The organism is Amycolatopsis sp. MJM2582, from assembly GCF_000754115.1.
GTDB classification, from domain to species: Bacteria; Actinomycetota; Actinomycetes; order Mycobacteriales; family Pseudonocardiaceae; genus Amycolatopsis; species Amycolatopsis japonica.
Genome location: NZ_JPLW01000002.1, coordinates 1,308,541 through 1,329,154, shown reverse-complemented (window position 1 = coordinate 1,329,154; position 20,614 = coordinate 1,308,541). Strand labels below are relative to the sequence as shown.

Sequence of the window (20,614 nt, the reverse complement as noted above, 5' to 3'; positions counted from 1 at the left end):
TCGTCCGCCGGGACACCGTCGTGCGGTCAGGCCTTGCCCTGGTCGTTGCTCAGCCACTTCTCCGGCCGGACACGGACCAGTACGGAGTTGTCGCTGAGCGCGCCGTCGACGTACTTCGTGCCCTCGTCCTCCGGCAGGTAGCGCTGCGCGATCTTCAGCGCCTGCTCCCTGGTCGGCGGCGTGTCGTTCGCGATGACCGGACCCTCGGCCGTCACGTATTTGTACGGCAGCGTCTCCGACTGCGCGACCAGGCTCAGCCTGCCCGCCTTCTTGATCGCCTTGTCCTTGACCGAACCGCCGTCCATCCAGATCAGCAGTTCGCCGCCGGGCTCGTAGTCGTACCAGACCGGCACGGCCAGCGGGGCCCGCCCTTCCCGCTCCACGGCCAGGACCCCGATGTGGACCTCGCTCAGAAAGGCTTCGCGTTCCTCGGCGGTCATGACGAAAGACGACATCCGTGTCTCGCTTCTCTCGTAGGTGGGCTACGAGAAGCGACAACGCGGCCCGACTTCAGGGCATTCCGGGCTACGGACCGGGCCTGGCATCAAGCCGCAGTCGGAAGCCGCGTCACGGGGTCGGCGAGGTGCTGCTGGTCGGGGACGTCTCGCCGGTGTTCCCCGCCGGGGTCGAGGACGGCGCCGCGGAGGACGTGCTGGACGGCGGAGGCGTCGTCGAGGACGGAGGGGTGCTCGAAGGCGGTGTGGAGGAAGGCGGGGTCGACGAGGGAGGCGTCGACGAAGGCGGCGTGCTGGTCGGCTTCGACGGCGAAGAGCTGCTCGGCGGTGTGCTGCTGCTCGGCGGGACGGACGTGCCGGGCAACGGGGTCGGTCCCGGCGTGGTCGTGCCGGGCGGGGGAGTGCCGGGCAGGGTCGGCACCGGGACCTGGCCGTCGGGCGTACCGGCGGCGACGTCCTGGGAGTCCGGCGCGCCGACGGGGACCTGGCTGTCCGGCATCGTCGCGACACCGCCGCGGTACGCGACCGCCCAGCGGATCACGGTGTCCACATAGGACAGCGAGTGGTTGTAGCGGTACACGGCCACGCGCTGGGTCTGCTCCGACGTCAGATCGACCCCGCCGGAGCAGAGGTAGCGGCCCGAGCCGAGCGTCGCGTCGTAGATGTTGTTCGGGTTCGACTCGCCGTCGCCGTTGCCGTCGGAGGCGTAGCCCTTCCACGTGGACGGGATGAACTGCGTCGGGCCGACGGCGCGGTCCCAGACCGTGTCGCCGTCGTACTTGCCGCCGTCGGTGTCCGGGATGGCCGCGAACGGCCCGGCGCCGTTGAGCTGCGGGCCGAGGATCGGCTCCAGCGTGTTGCCCTTGGCGTCCACGTAACCACCGCGCGCGTGATTCGATTCGATCCGGCCGATGCTGGCGATCAGTGCCCAGTCGATGTGGCAGCCGGGCAGTTCCTTCGCGAGGATGTCGGCGGCGTTCTTGTACGCCTTCATCATGCTGGCGGGGATGCCGAGCGCGCCCGACGGCGCGAACGCGCCGCCGATGTTGCCGGAATGCCCGGGGACGGTCAGCGGATCCGGGGTGGGCGGCTCGGGGAGGCTGCCGTCGACGGCGATCTCCGGGACCGTGCCCGCCGGCGGCTGCCAGGCCGCGGCCCGGTTCTGCGGCACGGGCGGCTTCGGCGCGGCGATCGGGGCGTCGGGGCCCGCGGACGCGGTGACTGCGGGCAGCACGGCGAGCGCGCCGCCGGCGAGCGCGAAGGCCGTCCGGTGCCGGGCGGACAACTTGTCCGTCTGTCGAGGGCGGTGCTTCGGCATGTTCTCTCCCGCAAGGTCGACTCCGCGCAAAACTATCCGATAGAGCCGGTTTTCGGGGACGACGCAACGAAAAACCCGCGATCCTGTCGAGTTTTCGTCCTGGCGGCACAAGACCTTCGTAGTGAAGTTGTCAATTTCACGCTGAGTTCACCGAATCGTCAGCAGAATCCGCGGCCGCCGCGTGGAGTGGTCTGAACCGCGTGCAAAGAGGCCTTTGCACAATCTCCTTTGCACGGCTACCTTGGTGTCATGACCGGTCCGCCGCCACCCGAAGAGATCGCCGACGCCGCCGTGCTGAAGGCGGTGATGCACCCGTTGCGCCGCCGCATCATGGAGGCGTTGGGCCGCGGCCCCGCGACGGCGACGAAGCTGGCCAAGGAGCTGGGGGAGAGTTCGGGCGCGACCAGCTATCACCTGCGGGAACTGGCGAAATACGACTTCGTCGACGAGGCGCCGGAGCTCGCGCACGGCAAGGAGCGCTGGTGGCGCGCCCGCCAGCGCGACATCCGCTGGCCGCGGCACAGCGAGCAGAACGACGAGATGCGCGCCGTGTTCGACGAGGCGCAGCGGGCGGCGTTCACCGAAGACCTCGAACAGCTGGCGACCTTCCTAGAGCGTCGCGGTGAGCTGGGCGAATGGGGTGACGCGCTGGTGTTCTCGCGCGGCTCGGTCTACGTGAACCTCGAAGAGCTCAAGGAGTTCTTCGACGAATACCTGGAGCTGTTACGCCGCTATTGGCGGCCGGAGCCGGGCCCGGACGCGCGGAAGGTGCTCGTGCGGTGGACGGCGTTCCCGGACGCGGACGGGGAGGTGCGGGAAGGGAACTGAAAAACCGGTGGGAGAGCGGCCACTCGACCACCGGAATCGCGTCACCACGCCGGACGGCGTGTCTTCACGAACAACTCCACACACAAAGGGGGAGCAGCATGCTGCTCTGGAAGAGAATCGCGGCCATCTGCGCCGCGGCGAGCCTGCTCGCGGCGGGGACCGCGGCGGCCGCGCAACCGCCGGATGGGCGATCCCGGTCGGACGCCACCATCCGCTACACCGAATACGGCATCCCGCATATCGTCGCGAACGACTGGGCGAGCCTGGGCTTCGGACAGGGATTCGCCGCGGCCAAGGACAACATCTGCGCGATCGCGGACGTCGCGGTCACGACGCGGGCCGAGCGTTCCCGCTGGCTGGGGCCGGACGCGCCGCCGACGAGCGGGGTGAGCCAGGCGAGCACGAACCTCGCGAGCGACCTGTACTTCCAAGGTCTCAACGAAAGCGGCGCCGTCGAGCGGCTCCTGTCGGCGCCCGCGCCGCGCGGGCCGTACCGCGAGGTCCGCGAACTGATCCGCGGTTACGTCGAGGGGGTCAACAAGTACCTGCGCACCGGCGAGATCACCGACCCGGCCTGCCGCGGTGCGGGCTGGCTGAAGCCGCTCACCGAACTCGACGTCCACCGGCACGCCCACGCGATCGGCATGATCTTCGGCCAGGGCGGCGTCGCCGACTCGATCACCGCGTCGCTGCCGGGGGCCCCGCCCGCGGGACGCGGTACCGAACAGATGCTCGGGGAGACCGGAATCGGCAGCAACGCGATCTCGATCGGCTCTGCCGCGTCGGCGAACGGACGCGGTGTCTCGCTGGCCAACCCGCATCTGCCGTGGCAGCTGAGCGGGACCAGGCTTTGGCAGTCGCAGGTGACGTTGCCCGGCAAGCTCGACGTCAGCGGTGCGGGCATCCCCGGGATTCCGCTGATGTGGCTGGGGCACAACGAAACCGCGGCCTGGAGCGGAACCGCCACCGACACCACGCGCACGTACACGCTGTTCGAGCTCAAGCTCGTGCCCGGCTCGCCGACGACGTATCTGGTCGACGGGAAGCCCGAGCGGATGCGCCGTTCCGACGTGAGTGTGCTGTCGCGTAAGGCGGACGGCAGCCTGGAGAGAGTCGTGCGTCCACAGTGGACGACGAGGTACGGCCCGGTGACGACCCGGCTCGGGCAGCGCGAGCTACCGTGGACGGCGTCGAGCGCGTTCGCCATCGCGGACGCCAACGCCACGAACCTCGGCATGACGAACTCGATGTTCTCGATCGCCCGCGCCAGGACGGCGGGGGAGATGATCGGCGCGGTCCGTGAGACCCAAGGGTTGCCGTGGATGAACATCCTCGCCACCGACGACCGGGGCCGGGTGGAGTTCAGCCAGATCCACGGGGTTCCGCACGTCACCGACGAGAAGGCCGCGCGCTGCAACACACCGCTGGGCAAGGAACTGTTCGACGCCAACGGGGTCGCGGTGCTCGACGGCTCCAAGACGGCGTGCGCCTGGGGCCGGGACCGGGACGCGCTGCGGCCGGGTACTTTCGGGCCGTCCAGCCTGCCGAGCCTGAGCCGGTCGGACTACGTGGCGAACTCGAACGACAGCTCTTGGCTGGTCAACCCCGCCGAGCCGAAGACCGGTCACCCCAGGATCGTGGGCCCGGTCCGTTACGAGCAGAACATGCGGACGCGCGCCGGTCTCGTCGAGATCGCCGACCAGCTGAAGAAGGGCGGCTTCACGGGGCAAGCGATGCGGGAGCTGATGTTCTCGAACCGGGACCACGCCGCCGAACTCGTGCGGGCCGACGTCGTCGCGATGTGCCGCACGATGCCGGGGCTGGACGACGCTTGCGCGGCGCTGGCGGGCTGGGACGGTCGTTCGGACGCCGGCAGCCGGGGCGCGTTGCTCTTCGACCGGTTCTGGGCCGCGGTGGACCGGATGGGGCCGGAGATCTGGAAGAACCCGTTCGACGTCAAGGATCCGGTCCACACGCCGAACACGCTCGACACGGGGAACGCGGCGATCCGCAAGGCGCTTTCCAACGCCGTTTCGGAGCTGCGGGCGGCGAAGATCCCGCTCGACGCGCCGTACGGTGACAACCACTACGTCGTCCGCGACGGCCGGAAGATCCCGCTGGGCGGCGGAACCGCGGGGCGCGGGGTCTACAACACCGTCGGCGGGCCTTGGGATCCGGCCCGCGGGTACACCGAGTTCACGCACGGCGGGACGTATCTGCACGTCGTGGCGTTCAACGGGACCGGATGCCCGGACACGACGACGTTGATGACCTACTCGCAGTCCGCGAACCCGAAGTCGGCGCATCACAGCGACCAGACGGAGCTGTATTCGCGCAAGCAGTGGGTCACCGAACGGTACTGCGAGAAGGACATCCTCGCGTCGCCGTCGCTCGAGGTGATCCGGGTGAGCAGGCGATGATCGCGGCCATGCTCGCGGCCGTCGTGGCGGTCTCGTCACCGCTGCCTGCGGCGGCTCCGGACGGTGAAGTCTCGTTCACCAGCCACGGGGTCACCCTGAGGGGAACGGTGGTCGCACCGGAGGGTGGCGGTCCGGCGCCGGGCATCGTCATGGTGCACGGGTCCGGCGAACACGACCGGGACGATTACCGTGCCGAGGCGGAAGCCTTCGCCAAGGCGGGAATCGCGACCCTGATCTACGACAAGCGGACCGAGGGCTATTCGCTGTTCGAGCGGGACTACTCGGTCTTGGCCGACGACGCGCTCGCCGCCGTGCAGGCCCTGCGCTCGCGTCCCGGCGTGGATCCGTCCCGCGTCGGGGTGTGGGGCTTGAGCGAAGGGGGCTGGGTCGCGCCCTTGGCTGCGTCGAAGTCGAAGGACGTCGCGTTCGCGGTCACCGTCGGCGCCAACGGGGTCTCGCCCGATCGTCAGCAGGCGTGGGCGCTCGAGACCTATCTACGGCGGGGCGGGGTCACCGGCTCGATGGTGGACATGGTGGCTTCGACGAACATGCGGACCCTCGCGGGTGCGGGCGCCTTCCCGGAGGCCGGGTACGACCCGGTGCCGGTGCTGGAGAAGGTGCGGCAGCCGGTGCTCGGTCTGTGGGGTGAACTGGACCGGCTCACCCCGCCCGGCGAGGCCGTCCGGATCTTCCGGGAAACGCTGGACCGGGCGGGGAACCGGCAGTACACGCTGAAGGTGTTCCCCCAGGCCCAGCACGGGCTCCGGCGGACCACCGACGGTTTCGACAAGCTCGACGGTTTCGCGCCCGGTTACCTCGAACTCGTGGCGAACTGGGTGAACGGGACAAAGGGCGGGCCGTCGGCCGACCCGCCTCCGGTCCAGGCGAGCCAGAGCGTCGCCCTCGCACCGCTCGCCTGGTACGAGGCGCCGTGGGTGCAGATCGGGGTCTGGGCGCTGGCTTTGCTCGCGTTCGCGGTTTATCCGGTGACGGCGTTGTTCCGCCGCAGGGAAGGCGTTCCGCTCGCCGGGCCCGCACGCTGGCTCGCGTCGACCGGGACGCTCGCCACGGCGGGGTTCCTCGCCTATTACATCGCCCTGTCGACGGGGGCAGCGATGGCGCCGGGTCCGGTCCTTTTCGGACGGACGTTGCCCTGGCTCGCATTGCAGCTGATCGCGGTCGGTGTCGTCGCCGCCGGTGCGGTGACCGCGGTTTCGTGGTGGCGCGGCAAGGAACGCGGGGGAGTCCGGGTCGGCCTGCTGCTGGCGGGCGCGGCGTTGTTCGTCCCGTGGGCCGTCCACTGGGGACTGTTGGTGCCGTGAAATGAGCCTGGGTGCCGGGCGGCCACCCGGCACCCAGGCGTACGGAAGCCGCGTCACCACGCCCGAGGGCGTGTCTTCACGAACGGACCTCCGGGTCAGAAGATACTCAGGACTTCGGGGTGACGGCGAACCGGCGCAGTTCCAGTGCCGGGTTCTTGGCGCGTACCTCGGAGATCCGCTCGGCCGAGACCTCGCCGGTCGCCGTCCCCGTGCGTTCGCCGAGCGAGGCGACGACCACGCCCATCGGGTCGACGATCATGCTGTGCCCCGAACCGGCGGGCGCGGCCTGTCCCGCCGCGACGAGGTAGATCGTGTTCTCGATCGCCCTGGCCCGGACCAGCGTGGTCCAGTGGTCCTCCTTGAGCGGTCCGGGCATCCACTCCGCGGGCAGGAGCACCGCGTCCGCGCCGGCGTCGACCAGGCGGCGGGTGACCTCCGGGAACCTGAGGTCGTAGCAGGTCTGGAGACCGAAGGTGATCCCGTCGACCTCCAACGTCTCCGGCGCTTCGATGTCGCCGGGCCGGACCAGCTCCGATTCGCGGAAACCGAAGGCGTCGTAAAGGTGCAGCTTGCGGTAGAGCGCGGCGATGGCCCCGTCGGGACCGGCCGCGACGAGGGTGTTCGAGATCCGCTCGCCGCCGGGGAGCGCCTCGTTGATGCCCGCGACGACGGTGATCTGCCGGTCTTTCGCCAGCCCGCGCAGTTCGGTGACGAACGGGCCGTCGAGTTCTTCGGCCGAGGTCACGAATTCCCGGCTCATCGTCGGTACGGTGAACAACGAGTACTCGGGCAGCACGACCACTCGCGCCCCGCGATCGGCCGCTTCGCCGACGAGGGCGGCGACGCGGGCGAGGTTGGCCTCTTTGTCGTTGCCGGGCGCGAACTGCGCCACCGCGACGTGCACCATGGGACCCCTTCCGATAAGTGGAACTCTTGTATACATGATGGATACTTGGCTGGTCCAGGTGTAGGCTCAGTCGCGGAAAGTGACGGCATAGAGGGGGAACGAGATGACTGTGACCGCCGAAGGGGGCGGCCCGGCGCGTGAGCGGGTCTACACGTGGCTACGCGACGGAATCATCTCGGGTGAGCTGGAAGGCGGCCGCTTCCTCGACGAGATGTGGGTTTCCGGTGTCGTCGGCGTGTCGAGGACGCCGGTGCGCGAGGCGTTCCACCGGCTGGCCGCGGAGCGGTTCATCAGCCTGTTGCCGCGCAAGGGCGCGCAGGTGCGCACCGTCACCGCCAGGGAGCTCGAAGAGGTCTACCAGAGCAGGCGCCTGATCGAAGGGCACGCGATCGCGACGCTCTGCGCGAACCGGGCGGGGGCGCCGGCCGAACTGCCGGAACTCATCGAGGCGATGGCGAACTCCGGCGCCGAACGCGACTGGTTCGCCGTCTCGGGCTTCGACCGCCGCTTCCACCGCGCCATCGTGAACGCCGCGGGCAACACCGTCCTGACCGAGCTGTACGACACCCTGCGTTCGCGGCAACAACGCGTCACGGTCCGCGCGCTTGAGGCGCGGCCGGAACGGCTGACCGTGATCAACGAGGAACACAGGGCGCTCGTCGCCGCCCTGAACGACCACGACGCCAAGGAAGCATCGCGGTTGCTGGAGGAGCATCTGCGCCCGGTGTCCGAAGTGATGTCGGTGCTGCCTCAGGAAGGCTGACCCGGCTGGTCGTGCGTCGAGCAGTGGATCCCGCCGCCGCCCGAGGCGATGGTCGGGATCTTCACCGGCACGATCTCGCGGCCGGGGAAGTGCTCGCGCAAGACCTGCTGGGCACGCTCGTCCGCCTCGGCGTCGCCGAACTTCGGCACGAAGACCGACTTGTTCGCGACGTAGAAGTCGGCATACGAGATCACGCTGTCTTCGCCGTACCCCTCGACCTTGTCCGGATCCGGCTGGACGAGGTCGACCACCTTGAAGGGTTTGCCGTCGGCGTCGGTGGCGCTCGCGAGTACCGACCTCGCCTGATCGGCCGCGCGGGACCACGAATCGGGCGGGGTGCCGGGCGCCGCCTTGTCCAAGAGGACGACGCCGGGCGCGGTGAACCGGGCCAGGCAATCGACGTGCGCGTCGGTGATGTCCTCGCCGCGTACACCGGCGAACCAGATGACCTTCCGGGCGCCGAGCAGTTTCTTCAGTTCGTCTTCGATCTCCTGGCGGGTCCTTCCCTTGTTGCGGTTGTCGTTGACGAGTGAGCTTTCGGTGACCATCAACGTGCCGGCCCCGTCGGTCTCGAACGAGCCGCCCTCGGCGGTGATCCAGGTTTCCGTGCGGGCCAGGCCGTATTTGCCCAGCACGGACCTCGCGACGGCGTTGTCCTTGTCGTGCGGCTTCTGTTTGCCGCCCCAGCCGTTGAAGTTGAAGTCGACCCCGGCGACCTTGCCGCCCTCCTCGACGAACACCGGGACCGTGTCGCGTGCCCACAGGTCGTCGACCGGGATCGGGACGACCTCGACGGTGTCCCCGCAAGCCTGTTGAGCGGCGTCGGCGTGCTCGGGCCGGGCGAGGAGCACCACCGGTTCGTAGTCGGCGATCGCCTTGGCCAGACCGGCGATCTCCTCGCGGACGGCGGGCAGATCCTCCGCCCAGATGGACTTCGACGCGGGCCACGACAGGTAGGTGCGCGCGTGACTCTCCCATTCGGCGCCCAGCCTGCGAGCCGCCGCGGCGGCGGGCTCGGGCGAGCCGGCCGCCGCGGCGGGCGCGGCCGGGTTATCCGAACATCCCGCGCTCCCGACGGCGACCGCGCCGACCGCTGTCAGGGCGCGCAGGATCGTGCGACGGGGAAGGGACGAAGCGAACACTCTGCACTCCTTGGTCGGACCGGTGTGGACACGATAGCATCCTGACTGAAAATTCAGTCAGGATGAAACCGCTAGGGTGATCACCCGTGGTCGAACGTCAGCAGAAGATCTTGGAAGCGGCCGTGCGGGTGATCGCGCGCAGCGGTGTGCGGGGCCTGCGGGTCGAGAAGATCGCGGCCGAGGCCGGGATCTCGACGTCGCTGATCTATTACCACTTCACCAACCGCGCCGGGCTGCTGCGCAAGACGCTGGAATTCGTCAGCGACCGCGCCGCGGCGTACACCGAAGAGGCCGCGGCCGAGGCGGCGGATCCCCGGGCCGAGCTCGAACTCCTGCTGTTCGGGGAACTTCAGGACACGCAGGCGGTGCGGGAGAACAGCACCGCCTGGGGCGAGCTGCGGGCCAGTGCCGTGTTCACCCCGGAGCTGCGCGAACCGCTGGCCGAGTCGACCCGGATCTGGGTGGACGAGGTCGCCGAAGTGATCCGGAGTGTCGACGGCGCCGGTGTCCTGGCCGAAGACGCCGCCGAACGGCTCACCGGCCTGGTCGAAGGGCTCAGCGAGCGATGGCTTTCTGGTTCGATGGAGCTGGACCGGGCGCGGGAGCTCCTGCGGGGCGCGATCGCGCTGGAACTGGACAGGGCGGGGACCTGATGGGACTCGAGAAGATCGTCGGTGTCATGCGTGACAACCTCACCGTCCGGCGTGTCTACGGCGAACCGGTGGAGAAGGACGGCGTCGTGATCATCCCGGCCGCGAGTGTCATCGGCGGTGGCGGCGGCGGGCACGGCAGCGAGCAGGGCAAGGAAGGTGAGGGTGGCGGGTTCATCCTCGCCGCGCGTCCCGTCGGGGCCTACGTGGTCAAGGGCGGTGACGTGCGCTGGGTGCCTTCGGTGGACGTGACCTTCCTCGGCGCGGTGTTCGCGGTCATGGTCGCCGCGATCCACCGGTCATCCCGGCGAGGATCAGCTCGATCCCGGTGAGGAACTGCTCCCGGTCGTCGTGCTCGCGGACCTCGTCGGCGATGGACCGGAGGAAGGGGAACTCGGCGGGGTCGAGGTCTTCCCACGCGTTCGCCGCGGCACGGAGGAATTCGGCGCGGTCCACCCCGGGCCCGAGCACCCGGGAGTTCGCCGCGTTCTGGCCCGCGGCGCCGAAGACGTAGTGCACCAGCGCCGAGGTTGCCGTGAACCAGGTGGTTTCGGGGATGCCCAGCGCGCTGACCCGCTGTCCGATGGCTTCGAAGATTCGCGGCGTCACCGAGCCCCGAGGGCTGCGGGAAAGCTGGAGGGCGAGTTGCGGGGAAAGCCAAGGGTGGCGCTCGATGGCCTCGAACAGACTCAGGCCGATGGCCCGGATCTCGTCCTGGGGTGAGCGTCCGGCGTCGACGGTCAGGGCGGCGGCGATGACGGACGCGGTCGCGGCGTCGAGCAGAGCGCCTTTGTTCGGCACGTGCCAGTAGATCGCCCCGGGACCGGTGGCGAGGCGCTCGGTCAACGTCCGGAAGGTGAGCCCGCGTTCGCCATCCGCGTCGAGCAGTTCGACGGCCGCCTCGACGATGCGCTCGCGGGACAAAGCCTCCGCGCGGGTCCGTGGTGCCATGCCGTTCATCCTGGCAGAGCGCGGATCGGTGACTTTCGGGCTAGTTTCCCCGTATGGCGAAAAGCTCGGCGGTGGAGATCGAGGTCGGCGACCGGACGGTGCGCGTCTCGAACCCGGATCGTGTCTATTTCCCGGCGCGGGGCGAGACGAAGCTCGACCTCGTCGAGTACTACCTCGCGGTCGGCGACGGGATCGTGCGGGCGCTGCGGGAACGGCCGTGCATGCTGCACCGGTTCCCGTCCGGGGTGTCGGGGGACAAGGTCCACCAGAAACGGGTCCCGAACGGTGCCCCCGACTGGCTGCAGACCGTCCGGGTCGACTTCCCGTCCGGCAGGCACGCCTACGAACTGTGCGTCACCCATCCCGCCGACGTGATCTGGGCGGTGCAGATGTCGACCGTGGAGTTCCATCCGTGGAACTCCCGCCGCGCCGACACCGAACGCCCCGACGAGTGGCGGATCGACCTCGACCCCATGCCCGACTGCCCGTTCTCCACCGTGCGGAAGGTCGCCGGCACCGTCCGCGAGATCCTGGACGAACTCGGCATCACCGGCTTCCCGAAGACCTCCGGCGGACACGGCATGCACGTCTACGTCCGGATCGAACCGCGGTGGGGTTTCCAGGAGGTGCGCCGGGCGGCGCTCGCCTTCGCGCACGAGGTCGAGCGGCGGATGCCCGACGAGGTCACCACGACCTGGTGGCGCAAGGACCGTGACCCCTCGAAGCTGTTCGTGGACTACAACCAGAACGCCCGCGACCACACCATCGCGAGCGCGTACTCGGTCCGTGGCGTGCCCGAAGCCGTCGTCTCGACCCCGATCCGCTGGGACGAGGTGGACGACGTTGAACCCCGCGACTTCACGATCGCCACCGTGCCCGCGCGCTTCGCCGAACTCGGCGACCTGCACGCGGGCATCGACGACACGGCGTACTCGCTCGACACCCTGCTCGAATGGGCCGATCGCGACGGCCTCGATACCGAGGGCGAGTGACCCCCTTCTCGCATTTAGAGGACTAAATGCGGGCAGGGGAGAGCATCACTTGCCGACGTAGGCCGCCAGGTGCTCACCGGTGAGCGTCGAAGCGCTCGCGACGAGATCGGACGGCGTGCCCTCGAAGACGATCTTGCCGCCGTCGTGCCCGGCGCCGGGGCCGAGGTCGATGATCCAGTCGGCGTGCGCCATGACCGCCTGGTGGTGCTCGATGACGATCACCGACTTGCCCGCGTCGACGAGCCGGTCCAGCAGGCCGAGCAGGTTCTCGACGTCGGCGAGGTGGAGACCGGTGGTCGGCTCGTCGAGGATGTAGACGCCGCCCTTGTCGCCCATGTGCGTCGCGAGCTTCAGCCGCTGCCGCTCGCCGCCGGAAAGCGTGGTGAGCGGCTGGCCGAGGCTGAGGTAGCCGAGCCCGACGTCGTCGAGCCTGCTGAGGATGGCGTGCGCGGCGGGGATGCGCCCTTCGCCCTCGCCGAAGAACTTCACGGCCTCGGACACCGGCATCTCCAGTGCCTCGCTGATGTTCTTGCCGCCGAAGGTGTACTCCAGCACCGAAGCCTGGAACCGCTTGCCTTCGCATTCCTCGCAGGTGGTCGCGGTGCCCGCCATGATGCCGAGGTCGGTGTAGATGACCCCCGCGCCGTTGCAGGTCGGGCAGGCGCCCTCGGAGTTGGCGCTGAACAGCGCCGGTTTCACGCCGTTGGCCTTGGCGAACGCCTTGCGGATCGGTTCGAGCAGCCCGGTGTAGGTGGCGGGGTTGCTCCGCCGCGAGCCGCGGATGGGGGTCTGATCGACCGAGACCACGCCCTCGTCGGCCGGGATCGATCCGTGGAGCAGGGAGCTCTTGCCGGAGCCCGCGACGCCGGTGACGACGCACAGAACGCCCAGCGGGACGTCGACGTCCACGTTCCGGAGGTTGTGCCGGTCCGCGCCGCGGATCTCCAGTTTGCCGGTGGGCTTGCGGACGCTGTCCTTGAGCGACGCCCGGTCGTCGAGGTGCCTGCCGGTGCTCGTGTCGCTGGCGCGCAGACCGTCGACGGTGCCCTCGAAGCAGATCGTCCCGCCCGCGGTCCCCGCGCCAGGCCCGAGGTCGACGACGTGGTCGGCGATGGCGATGGTCTCCGGCTTGTGCTCGACGACCAGTACCGTGTTGCCCTTGTCCCGCAACTGCTGGAGCAGGTTGTTCATTCGCTGGATGTCGTGCGGGTGCAGCCCGATGGTGGGCTCGTCGAACACGTAGGTGACGTCGGTGAGCGAAGACCCGAGGTGCCGGATCATCTTCGTGCGCTGCGCCTCGCCACCCGAAAGCGTGCCGGAGGGCCGGTCGAGGGAGAGGTAGCCGAGTCCGATGTCGACGAAGGAGTCGAGCGTGTGCTGGAGCTTCTCCAGCAGCGGCGCCACCGACGGCTCCTTGAGCTTGCGGACCCAGTCAGCCAGGTCGCTGATCTGCATCCGGCAGGCGTCGGCGATGTTGATCCGCTTGATCTTCGACGACCGTGCGAGCTCGCTCAGCCTGCTCCCGTCGCATTCCGGGCAGACCGCGAAGGTGACCGCCCGGTCCACGAACGTGCGGATATGCGGCTGCATCGCCTCGCGGTCCTTGGACAGGAACGACTTCTGGATCGTGGGGATCAGCCCCGAATAGGTCAGGTTGATGCCGTCGATCTTGAGTTTGACCGGCTCCTTGTAGAGCAGATCGTCCAGCTGCCGCTTGGTGTACTTCTTGATCGGCTTGTCCGGGTCGAAGAAACCGCAGCCGCGCAGGATGCGGCCGTACCAGCCCTCCATGGAGAAACCGGGGATCGTCAGCGCGCCCTCGTTGAGCGATTTGGTGTCGTCGTACAGGGCGGTGAGGTCGATGTCGTTGACCTTGCCCCGGCCTTCGCACCGGGCGCACATCCCGCCGGTGATGCTGAACTCGCGGCGTTCCTTGGTGGTCCGGCCGCTCTTCTCGACGGTCACGGCACCCGCGCCGGAGATCGAGGCGACGTTGAACGAGAACGCCTGCGGCGAACCGATGTGCGGTTTCCCGATCCGGCTGAAGAGGATGCGGAGCATCGCGTACGCGTCGGTGGCGGTGCCGACCGTGGAACGAGGGTCGGAGCCCATCCGCTGCTGGTCGACGATGATCGCGGTGGTCAGGCCGTCGAGCACGTCGACCTCGGGCCGGGCCAGCGTCGGCATGAAGCCCTGCACGAAGGTGCTGTACGTCTCGTTGATCAGCCGCTGCGACTCGGCCGCGATCGTGTCGAAGACCAGCGAGCTCTTGCCCGATCCGGAGACGCCGGTGAACACCGTCAGCCGTCGCTTCGGCAGCTCGACGGCGACGTTCTTGAGGTTGTTCTCGTTCGCCCCCACGACGCGGATCAGGTCGTGACTGTCGGCGGGGTGTCCCTCGGGCACCTGCGGCCGGGAGGTCTTGCGCATCGTTTCTCCATCCTCATGGGGGCCGCGTGACGTTCCGTCAGCCTCACCGGGCTCGATCTAACCAGCTTCGAGCCGTTCTTCCTCGACGACGATCACGCTAGGTGAGTTCGGGGGACTTCCGCTTCTCGATTCCTGATCCGTCTTCCCGGAGCAGGGGAGCGACGAGCTGCTCGCCCTCGGACCGCGAGCCAGTGCAGCACGGTCAGGCAGCCGAGACCGTGCGCCACCAGCACCGGAGGTTCGGCCGCTTCCGCGAGCGCCTCGTCCAGCCGGGTGACCCGGTCGTGGGCTCGGTATTCAGACGCTCCAGCCCTCGCTCTTGGTCGCCTTCAGGTAGTCCTCGACCGGCGGCCCGACCGGCCTGCCCTCGTACTGCGTCGACAGCACCACCGACGACCTGATCTCGCCGTGCTTGCCCAGCCGTTCGAAGAGGCCTTCGAGGTGTTCGAGCGATACGGCCCGCACCTTCAGCATGGTGCAGCGGTCGCCGCTGAGCCGGTGCAGTTCGACCACCTCGGGGTAGTCCTCCGACTTGCTGGTGCGCAGCAGGCAGCTGCCCAGCGAGCAGCGCATCTCGACGAACGCCTGCAGGCCGTATCCGGCGCGGTGCGCGTCGACCTGGGCGCGATATCCGGTGATGACGCCCGCCTCCTCCAGCCGCCGGACCCGTTCGGCGACGGCGGGTGCCGAGAGGTTCACGCGGCGGCCCAGCTCCTTGAACGAGAGCCGTCCGTCGGCCTGGAGCGTTTCGAGGAGCCGCCAGTCGAGGTCGTCCAGCGCCCTTTCCGATCGTAAGGTCATCGCGCCCGGATTCCTTCCATGATGCGCCTCGCACCCCCGCGAGGCCTTCGTCAGCCTATTCGCCGCGGCGCCGGGAATCCCTAGGTTTGAATCATGAAACCGATGTTCGCGCTCTTCATGGGCGTCGCCTGTCTCAGCACCGCGGTCGTCGGCCTGTCCACCACGGCCGCGCTGATCATGGTCGAGCACGCCGGCGCGGCGTGGAGCGGATTGCCGAGCGCCGTACTGGTACTCGGTTCCGCCGTGGGTTCGCTGTCTTCCGGCACGCTGGTCGCGCGGTTCGGCAGGCGCTTCGTTTTGGTGCTGCTGTACGGCGCGGCGGTGACGGGCGCGCTGATCTCGTTCGCCGGTGTGCTCGGCGGATCCGTGCTCGCGCTGGTGGCGGGGATGCCCCTGATCGGCTTCGGCAACAGCGGGGCGCAGCTCTCCCGGTACACCGCGGCCGACCTGTCGCCCGAGCACCGCAAGGGTTTCGCACTGTCCACAATGGTCTGGGCGGGGACGGTCGGCGCGGTCGCGGGGCCCGCCCTGATCGCGCCCGCCGCGGCGAGGGCGGAAGCCGCCGATCTTCCCGCTTTGTCCGGTCCGATCGCGGCGGGGGCGATCGTGGTGGCCATCGCCGTGGTCGCCGTCGCCACCCTGCCGCGGGGCCTCGCCGCCCCGGAGGAAGGGGTGCCGAAGCAGCAGCGGATGTCCGTGCGGAACCCGGTGGTACTCGGACCGCTCGTGGCGATGGTCGGCGCGCAACTGGCGATGGTGGCGGTGATGACGATGACCCCCGTCCAGTTGCACGAGCACGGCCAAGGTCTCGACGTCGTCGGCTGGGTGCTGAGCGCCCATCTGGTCGGGATGTTCGCGCTGGCGCCGTTGTCCGGCTGGATCGCCGACCGCTGGGGCGGCCGCGCGACCATCTTCGGCGGGATCGGGACGATCACCGTCGCGGCGGTCACCGTGATCGGCGCCCCCGATTCGCATCACGTGGGGATCCCGGTCGCACTCTTCCTGCTGGGCTACGGCTGGAACCTGGTGTTCGTCGGCGGCAGCAGCATGCTCAGCCGCGATCTCCCGGCCGCCCAGCGGACGAGGGCGCAGGGCACGGTCGACGCCTTCGTCTGGGGCACTTCGGCCGGGGCGAGCCTGCTCGCCGGACAGCTGTTCGGCCTGGGTGGCTACGTCCTGGTCGGCGTCGCGGGTGGTCTGTGCGCCCTCGTCCCGCTCGCGGTACTCGCCCGGCGGCCGGTGGTGCGCGAGGCCGGTGAAAAAGCCGGGCTCCGCTGATCTGCGAAACCCCGGCGCAGCCGTCATACTGCTTCACTCCGACGCGAACGAACCCGTGATGACGCAGATCACGTGGGTGACCGATTCGGAGGGTCCTAGGGTGAAAGCACACAAGGTGCGGGAGATCGGGGGTGCACGATGAGCGAGTTCGCGGTGAATCTGCGGGACCGGGTACGGCAGGCGAGGGAGGACGTTCAGATCGCCAAGCAGGCCTCTGACGAGGACCGGGCCTCGGCCGTCGGCGCCGATCTGGCCAACCTGGAGCGACTGGCCGCCGAACACGGGGTCGACCTGCCGGAGCAGGCCTCGGGGGACAACCGGGCGTGACCCGGGTTCCAGGCCGGTGATCGGCCTTTGACACCCTGGGGCGTGTGACCGAAAGCCTGAACCGGATCCGCGCCTTCCTGGCGGATCGTGAGCCGCCGACGCCGTGCCTGGTCGTCGACACCGATCTGGTCGCGGAGCGTGCGGCCGCGGTCTCGGCGGCTTTCCCGGGTGCGCTGATCCGTTACGCGGTCAAGGCGAACCCGGCTCCCGAGGTACTCGACGCGGTGGCGTCGACCGGCGCGGGATTCGACGTGGCGGGGACGGCGGAGATCGAGCTGTGCCTGTCCCGGGGCGCGCGGCCGGCGGAACTGGCGTACGGCAACACGATCAAGAAACCGGCGGACATCGCCTTCGCCTACGCGCGCGGAGTCCGTGAATTCACCACGGACTCCGCCGGTGATCTGGCGAATCTGGCCGAGCACGCGCCCGGTTCGCTGGTCTCGGTCCGCCTGCTCACCGGCGGCCCGGATTCGGTCACGCCGTTCGGCCACAAGTTCGGCTGCGAACCGGCGGTCGCCGCGGCCCTGCTCCGCCAGGCCGTGGATGCCGGGCTGCGCCCGGGAATCGCGTTCCACGTCGGCTCGCAGCAGCCGGATCCGGCTGCCTGGGAGATCGGGATCGCGACCGCGGCCAAGGTCGCCGCGGAGGCGGGTGTCGTACTGGAGCGGCTGAACATCGGAGGCGGTTTCGCCACCGAGCACCGGGAACCCGTGCCGTCGCTGACGGACTACGCGACGGCGATCCACGCCGCCCTCCGCGAGCACCTCCCGGAGCCGGAACTGCTGCTGGAGCCGGGCCGGGTGATCGTCGCCGACGCCGGACTGATCAGGACCGAAGTCGTCCTGGTGACCACTCGCGCCGCCGCCGACGAACGCCGCTGGGTCTATCTCGACGTCGGCAGGTACAACGGAATGGCCGAGTGCGAGAACGAAGCCGTCGCGTATCGGCTGGAGCCCGTCGGCGTCAAGGGACCGCAAGGACCGGTGGTCCTCGCGGGGCCGACCTGCGATGGTGACGACGTGTTGTACCAGCGGACGCCGTGCGCGCTGCCGAGGTCGTTGAAGGCGGGCGACCGGTTGGACATCCCGGGCACCGGGGCGTACACCGCCAGCTATTCTTCCGTCGCTTTCAACGGAATCGAGCCGTTGCGCACCTATTGTGTGGGGAGGTTCGCCGATGCCGGGTGAAGAACCACTCGTCGGCCGGTTCGCCGGCCGCCACGTACTCGCGGAGTTCGAGGGGATCGAGCCGTCGTTGCTCGACGACGCCGTACTCCTCAAGAAGACCCTCGCCGAAGCGGTGACCGAGGCGGGGGCGACGGTCTGCGAGGTCGTGTCGCATTCCTTCGCCCCGCAAGGGGTCACGGTGCTCGCGCTGCTGGCCGAATCCCACGCGTCGGTGCACACCTATCCGGAGATCGGCTCGGTGTTCGTCGACGTGTTCACCTGCGGGGACCGGGCCGATCCGGAACGCGCGGTCGCGTTGCTGGCGAAGATGCTGGGCGCCGGCACCGTCCGGATGTCCACTGTGGAACGAGGAGAGAACTGATGGCGCAGCGAGTGATCGTCGAGCCGATGGGCGCGGGGCTCACCCGGAACTGGGACGTCGAGGAGGTCCTGTTCGAGGGCCGCACCGCCTTCCAGAACGTCCTCATCGGACGGACCGCGCAGGGGATCTCGCTCTTCTGCGACGACGAACGGCAGAGCACCGAGCTCAGCCAGCTCGTCTACCACGAGGCCCTGATGGTGCCGACGCTGCTGCTCGCCGAACGCGTCGAGCGGGTGCTGATCATCGGGTCCAGCGAAGGGGTCGCCTCCCAGCTCGCCGTCGCGGCCGGGGCCGAGGTGGTCGACCACGTCGACATCGACGCCGAAGCGGTGCGTGTCTGCGCCGAACATCTTCCGTACGGCTACACCCTCGACGAGCTCGCCCGCGCCGAACGCGGGGAGGGGAAGATCCGTGTCCACTACCGCGACGGCTGGGAGTTCCTCGCCGAAGCCCGGGAGCGCGGCGACTCCTACGACGTGGTCGTGATCGACCTGCCGGACGAGAACGACGACCCGGCGGCGCAGCACAATCGGTTGTACGGAACCGACTTCCTCGCCCGGTGCACGGCGCTGCTCACCGACGGGGGAGTGGTCGGCTGTCAGGCCGGCTGCCCGACGCTGTGGCGCAACCGGACACTGATCACGTCCTGGCGCCGGTTCACCGAGTCGTTCGGGACCGTGCTCTACTACGGTTCGGACGAGCACGAGTGGGCCTTCCTGACCGGCAGGGCCGACACGATCGCCGACCCCGGCGCCCTCGTCGCGGAAAAGATCGGCAAGGCGGGGATCGGGGAGTCCACTATGGACGAAGACGCGCTGAGGGCGAACACGGTGCCGCCGTTTTCCCTGCGGAGCCACTGAGAGCCCGGCGACCTTCATCCCGTCGAGATCACCGGTCGTCGCTGTGCGTGGCGCTCGGTCACAGGATCCTCCATCTGGTCGTTGCCGGGTGTCGCGGTGCGGGCCAGAATCCCTCTAGTGGGTAGCTGGGACGCGGAAATCGCCGCCAGGGCGGACAGGGAGCCCGCGGTCTGTGCCGCCTTCACGAGTTTGACCGCGAGTGTCACGGAAGACCTCGGACCGGATCGGGTCGTGGACACCTTGTCCAGCGAATGCGCACGGCTGCTGCCGATCGACTCCACCGAGGTCTTCCTGCCCGGCGTGGAACTCGAACGCCATTCCGCGGTCGCGGAGGACGGGCCCGCGCTCGAATCCTTCGAAACCGGGAAGGACATCGCCGTGCACGACCTTTCCGCCGAGGTCTCGCGCTGGCCGGGTTACGTCGCCAGGATGGCAGGGCAAGGCTTCGCCGCGGTTTCCGCGCTTCCGTTGCGGGCGATGGATGAAACCGTCGGTTCGATCGCCTTCCTCAGTGCCGAAACCGTCGTGCTGAGCGCCGAAGACCACCGGCTCGGCCGCGCGCTCGCCGACGTCGCGACGCTGTGTCTCCTGCAGCAGCGGGAATTGCGGCACTACCGGACGCTGTCGGAGCAGTTGCAGAAGGCGCTCGACAGCAGGGTCGTCATCGAGCAGGCGAAGGGTATGCTCGCCGAACGCGCCGGTATCGACCTCGGCACCGCATTCAACCGCATGCGTTCCTTCGCCCGTAGTTCGAACAAGAAGCTGTCGGACGTCGCACGCTGCGTCGTCGAAGGAACACTGGACACCCGGAAACTCCTCCGGTCGCGAAACCGGTGAAATCCGACGGAAAATGCCGGTCGATCGCTGGTAGGGCCGTTGGTCACCGGAACCGATGACTTGTCCCCGTCGATGCGCGACCGAGCGGCCCTAGGGCGCGAGGACGTAATCGGAAAGGCTTCACCCAGACGAAAGGTGCGGTGGAGTCATGGCGTTGTTGGGAAGCCTTCTCGGGAAGAGCCGGTCGGTGCGGCCGAGCCTGCTTCCGTTGCTGGAATTGAGGTCGGCGGTGCTGACGCTGCGGTCCGGTCACGCGCTCGCGCCGACCGGTTCGGGGACGGTCTGCTTCGTCGCGGAGGGACGTCCCGGTGCGGGGACGGAGGCGGAGATCATCGCCGGTCTCGCCGGGGATTCCGCCCGCCGCAACGTGGTCACCCACGACGCGCACGGCAGGACGATCGTCCGCTGCTGGCGGGAGAACGGGGACCTCGGCTGGCTGCTCGACGACCTCGTCGACGTCAACGAGAGGCTGGCGCAGGCCGGGTTCGCGTCGTGGCTGCTGCACACGACGGTCGACTTCGCCGAGCTGCGGGACATGCGTCACCCGCGGCTGACGATGGTGTACCGCCGTGAACGCGGCACCTTCTACCCGTACGCGCCGCGCGGAACCCGCGGCCGGGACAGGGCGATTGAGCTGAAGATCCGCTCGTCGCTGACCCGGATCGTGCCGATGGAGTCCGACATCGGCCGGTGGCGCCCGGTATGACCGACGCAACTCGCGTGCTTGGAGCCGTCACACGCGTGATTGGAGCCGGAACTCGAGAGTTCCGGCTCCAATCACGCGA

General features: G+C 69.1%; 21 protein-coding genes and 1 pseudogene. 14 read left to right on the top strand and 8 right to left on the bottom strand.

The genetic code is table 11. The annotated features are described in order from the left end of the window. Positions 1-26 precede the first annotated feature (26 nt). Together ED92_RS16355 and ED92_RS16350 are read right to left on the bottom strand one after the other, a co-directional pair. Complete coding sequence (locus ED92_RS16355; protein WP_037338837.1) at positions 27-455, bottom strand: pyridoxamine 5'-phosphate oxidase family protein; 429 nt, start codon at positions 453-455, stop codon at positions 27-29. 112 nt (positions 456-567) lie between these two features. Continuing rightward, a complete protein-coding gene (locus ED92_RS16350; protein ID WP_037338834.1) occupies positions 568-1,773 on the bottom strand; it encodes a lytic transglycosylase domain-containing protein in 1,206 nt (401 codons plus the stop codon). A 249-nt stretch (positions 1,774-2,022) separates the two neighbouring features. Here ED92_RS16350 and ED92_RS16345 point away from each other — a divergent pair, with 249 nt between their 5' ends. The 3 genes from ED92_RS16345 (at position 2,023) to ED92_RS16335 (ending at position 6,343) form a co-directional block, all read left to right on the top strand. Then, a complete protein-coding gene (locus tag ED92_RS16345) occupies positions 2,023-2,601 on the top strand; it encodes a helix-turn-helix transcriptional regulator (protein WP_037338831.1) in 579 nt (192 codons plus the stop codon). A gap of 98 nt (positions 2,602-2,699) precedes the next feature. Next, on the top strand, positions 2,700-5,021 hold the full coding sequence (locus ED92_RS16340) for a penicillin acylase family protein (protein WP_037338828.1): 2,322 nt from the start codon (positions 2,700-2,702) through the stop codon (positions 5,019-5,021). Continuing rightward, the gene (locus ED92_RS16335; protein ID WP_152610935.1) at positions 5,018-6,343 is read left to right on the top strand and encodes a S9 family peptidase; all 1,326 of its coding nucleotides are present in this window, start codon (positions 5,018-5,020) and stop codon (positions 6,341-6,343) included. The genes ED92_RS16340 and ED92_RS16335 overlap by 4 nt, the downstream gene beginning before the upstream one ends. 106 nt (positions 6,344-6,449) lie before the next feature. Here ED92_RS16335 and ED92_RS16330 read toward each other — a convergent pair whose 3' ends face one another. After that, a complete protein-coding gene (locus ED92_RS16330) occupies positions 6,450-7,250 on the bottom strand; it encodes a carbon-nitrogen hydrolase family protein (protein ID WP_037338825.1) in 801 nt (266 codons plus the stop codon). Positions 7,251-7,353: 103 nt separating this feature from the next. Between ED92_RS16330 and ED92_RS16325 the strand changes: the two genes are divergently transcribed. Further along, positions 7,354-8,013, top strand: a complete 660-nt coding sequence (locus ED92_RS16325; protein WP_198941635.1) for a GntR family transcriptional regulator — start codon at positions 7,354-7,356, stop codon at positions 8,011-8,013. Here ED92_RS16325 and ED92_RS16320 read toward each other — a convergent pair. Further along, on the bottom strand, positions 8,001-9,155 hold the full coding sequence (locus ED92_RS16320; protein WP_037338819.1) for an agmatine/peptidylarginine deiminase: 1,155 nt from the start codon (positions 9,153-9,155) through the stop codon (positions 8,001-8,003). The two genes, ED92_RS16325 and ED92_RS16320, sit on opposite strands and share 13 nt — an antisense overlap. An 86-nt stretch (positions 9,156-9,241) precedes the next feature. Here ED92_RS16320 and ED92_RS16315 point away from each other — a divergent pair, with 86 nt between their 5' ends. Together ED92_RS16315 and ED92_RS16310 are read left to right on the top strand one after the other, a co-directional pair. Beyond that, complete coding sequence (locus tag ED92_RS16315) at positions 9,242-9,808, top strand: TetR/AcrR family transcriptional regulator (RefSeq protein ID WP_037338817.1); 567 nt, start codon at positions 9,242-9,244, stop codon at positions 9,806-9,808. Then, on the top strand, positions 9,808-10,137 hold the full coding sequence (locus ED92_RS16310; protein ID WP_037338814.1) for a sporulation protein: 330 nt from the start codon (positions 9,808-9,810) through the stop codon (positions 10,135-10,137). The genes ED92_RS16315 and ED92_RS16310 overlap by 1 nt, the downstream gene beginning before the upstream one ends. Here the strand turns inward: ED92_RS16310 and ED92_RS16305 are convergent. After that, positions 10,082-10,756 (bottom strand): TetR/AcrR family transcriptional regulator, encoded by a 675-nt coding sequence (locus tag ED92_RS16305; RefSeq protein ID WP_037338812.1) that lies wholly within the window; start codon positions 10,754-10,756, stop codon positions 10,082-10,084. The two genes, ED92_RS16310 and ED92_RS16305, sit on opposite strands and share 56 nt — an antisense overlap. Positions 10,757-10,809: 53 nt before the next feature. Between ED92_RS16305 and ligD the strand changes: the two genes are divergently transcribed. Then, on the top strand, positions 10,810-11,748 hold the full coding sequence (gene ligD / locus ED92_RS16300) for a non-homologous end-joining DNA ligase (protein WP_200882709.1): 939 nt from the start codon (positions 10,810-10,812) through the stop codon (positions 11,746-11,748). Positions 11,749-11,793: 45 nt separating this feature from the next. Here ligD and ED92_RS16295 read toward each other — a convergent pair whose 3' ends face one another. The 3 genes and pseudogenes from ED92_RS16295 to ED92_RS16290 all read right to left on the bottom strand — a co-directional run bounded on the left by ED92_RS16295 (position 11,794) and on the right by ED92_RS16290 (position 14,979). Beyond that, positions 11,794-14,178 carry an excinuclease ABC subunit UvrA gene (locus ED92_RS16295; protein ID WP_037338809.1) on the bottom strand — a complete coding sequence of 795 codons (2,385 nt, stop codon included), beginning with the start codon at positions 14,176-14,178 and terminating at the stop codon, positions 11,794-11,796. 92 nt (positions 14,179-14,270) lie between these two features. After that, positions 14,271-14,456 (bottom strand): annotated as a pseudogene (locus ED92_RS43790) (alpha/beta hydrolase); the annotation flags it as partial. Positions 14,457-14,475: 19 nt separating this feature from the next. Then, entirely contained in the window at positions 14,476-14,979 is a 504-nt protein-coding gene (locus ED92_RS16290) for an Lrp/AsnC family transcriptional regulator (RefSeq protein WP_037338807.1), read from the bottom strand. Positions 14,980-15,072: 93 nt separating this feature from the next. Between ED92_RS16290 and ED92_RS16285 the strand changes: the two genes are divergently transcribed. The 7 genes from ED92_RS16285 to ED92_RS16255 all read left to right on the top strand — a co-directional run bounded on the left by ED92_RS16285 (position 15,073) and on the right by ED92_RS16255 (position 20,535). After that, complete coding sequence (locus ED92_RS16285) at positions 15,073-16,257, top strand: MFS transporter (protein ID WP_037338804.1); 1,185 nt, start codon at positions 15,073-15,075, stop codon at positions 16,255-16,257. A gap of 138 nt (positions 16,258-16,395) precedes the next feature. Beyond that, a complete protein-coding gene (locus tag ED92_RS16280) occupies positions 16,396-16,584 on the top strand; it encodes a hypothetical protein (protein WP_037338802.1) in 189 nt (62 codons plus the stop codon). A gap of 44 nt (positions 16,585-16,628) precedes the next feature. Next, complete coding sequence (locus ED92_RS16275) at positions 16,629-17,771, top strand: type III PLP-dependent enzyme (protein WP_037338798.1); 1,143 nt, start codon at positions 16,629-16,631, stop codon at positions 17,769-17,771. Continuing rightward, positions 17,761-18,132 carry an adenosylmethionine decarboxylase gene (gene speD, locus ED92_RS16270; protein ID WP_016334696.1) on the top strand — a complete coding sequence of 124 codons (372 nt, stop codon included), beginning with the start codon at positions 17,761-17,763 and terminating at the stop codon, positions 18,130-18,132. Before ED92_RS16275 ends, speD begins: the two co-directional genes overlap by 11 nt. Next, entirely contained in the window at positions 18,132-18,992 is an 861-nt protein-coding gene (locus ED92_RS16265) for a spermidine synthase (RefSeq protein ID WP_037338795.1), read from the top strand. The genes speD and ED92_RS16265 overlap by 1 nt, the downstream gene beginning before the upstream one ends. A 117-nt stretch (positions 18,993-19,109) precedes the next feature. Beyond that, a complete protein-coding gene (locus tag ED92_RS16260; RefSeq protein WP_235213293.1) occupies positions 19,110-19,829 on the top strand; it encodes a GAF and ANTAR domain-containing protein in 720 nt (239 codons plus the stop codon). 148 nt (positions 19,830-19,977) lie between these two features. Then, a complete protein-coding gene (locus tag ED92_RS16255) occupies positions 19,978-20,535 on the top strand; it encodes a hypothetical protein (RefSeq protein WP_037338790.1) in 558 nt (185 codons plus the stop codon). Positions 20,536-20,614: the final 79 nt, after the last annotated feature.

Coding starts and splice junctions, on each gene's coding strand:
- ED92_RS16355 (WP_037338837.1), bottom strand. CDS start 455: ATGTCGTCTTTCGTCATGACCGCCGAGGAACGCGAAGCCTTTCTGAGC.
- ED92_RS16350 (WP_037338834.1), bottom strand. CDS start 1,773: ATGCCGAAGCACCGCCCTCGACAGACGGACAAGTTGTCCGCCCGGCAC.
- ED92_RS16345 (WP_037338831.1), top strand. CDS start 2,023: ATGACCGGTCCGCCGCCACCCGAAGAGATCGCCGACGCCGCCGTGCTG.
- ED92_RS16340 (WP_037338828.1), top strand. CDS start 2,700: ATGCTGCTCTGGAAGAGAATCGCGGCCATCTGCGCCGCGGCGAGCCTG.
- ED92_RS16335 (WP_152610935.1), top strand. CDS start 5,018: ATGATCGCGGCCATGCTCGCGGCCGTCGTGGCGGTCTCGTCACCGCTG.
- ED92_RS16330 (WP_037338825.1), bottom strand. CDS start 7,250: ATGGTGCACGTCGCGGTGGCGCAGTTCGCGCCCGGCAACGACAAAGAG.
- ED92_RS16325 (WP_198941635.1), top strand. CDS start 7,354: ATGACTGTGACCGCCGAAGGGGGCGGCCCGGCGCGTGAGCGGGTCTAC.
- ED92_RS16310 (WP_037338814.1), top strand. CDS start 9,808: ATGGGACTCGAGAAGATCGTCGGTGTCATGCGTGACAACCTCACCGTC.
- ED92_RS16305 (WP_037338812.1), bottom strand. CDS start 10,756: ATGGCACCACGGACCCGCGCGGAGGCTTTGTCCCGCGAGCGCATCGTC.
- ligD (WP_200882709.1), top strand. CDS start 10,810: ATGGCGAAAAGCTCGGCGGTGGAGATCGAGGTCGGCGACCGGACGGTG.
- ED92_RS16295 (WP_037338809.1), bottom strand. CDS start 14,178: ATGCGCAAGACCTCCCGGCCGCAGGTGCCCGAGGGACACCCCGCCGAC.
- ED92_RS16290 (WP_037338807.1), bottom strand. CDS start 14,979: ATGACCTTACGATCGGAAAGGGCGCTGGACGACCTCGACTGGCGGCTC.
- ED92_RS16285 (WP_037338804.1), top strand. CDS start 15,073: ATGAAACCGATGTTCGCGCTCTTCATGGGCGTCGCCTGTCTCAGCACC.
- ED92_RS16280 (WP_037338802.1), top strand. CDS start 16,396: ATGAGCGAGTTCGCGGTGAATCTGCGGGACCGGGTACGGCAGGCGAGG.
- speD (WP_016334696.1), top strand. CDS start 17,761: ATGCCGGGTGAAGAACCACTCGTCGGCCGGTTCGCCGGCCGCCACGTA.
- ED92_RS16265 (WP_037338795.1), top strand. CDS start 18,132: ATGGCGCAGCGAGTGATCGTCGAGCCGATGGGCGCGGGGCTCACCCGG.
- ED92_RS16255 (WP_037338790.1), top strand. CDS start 19,978: ATGGCGTTGTTGGGAAGCCTTCTCGGGAAGAGCCGGTCGGTGCGGCCG.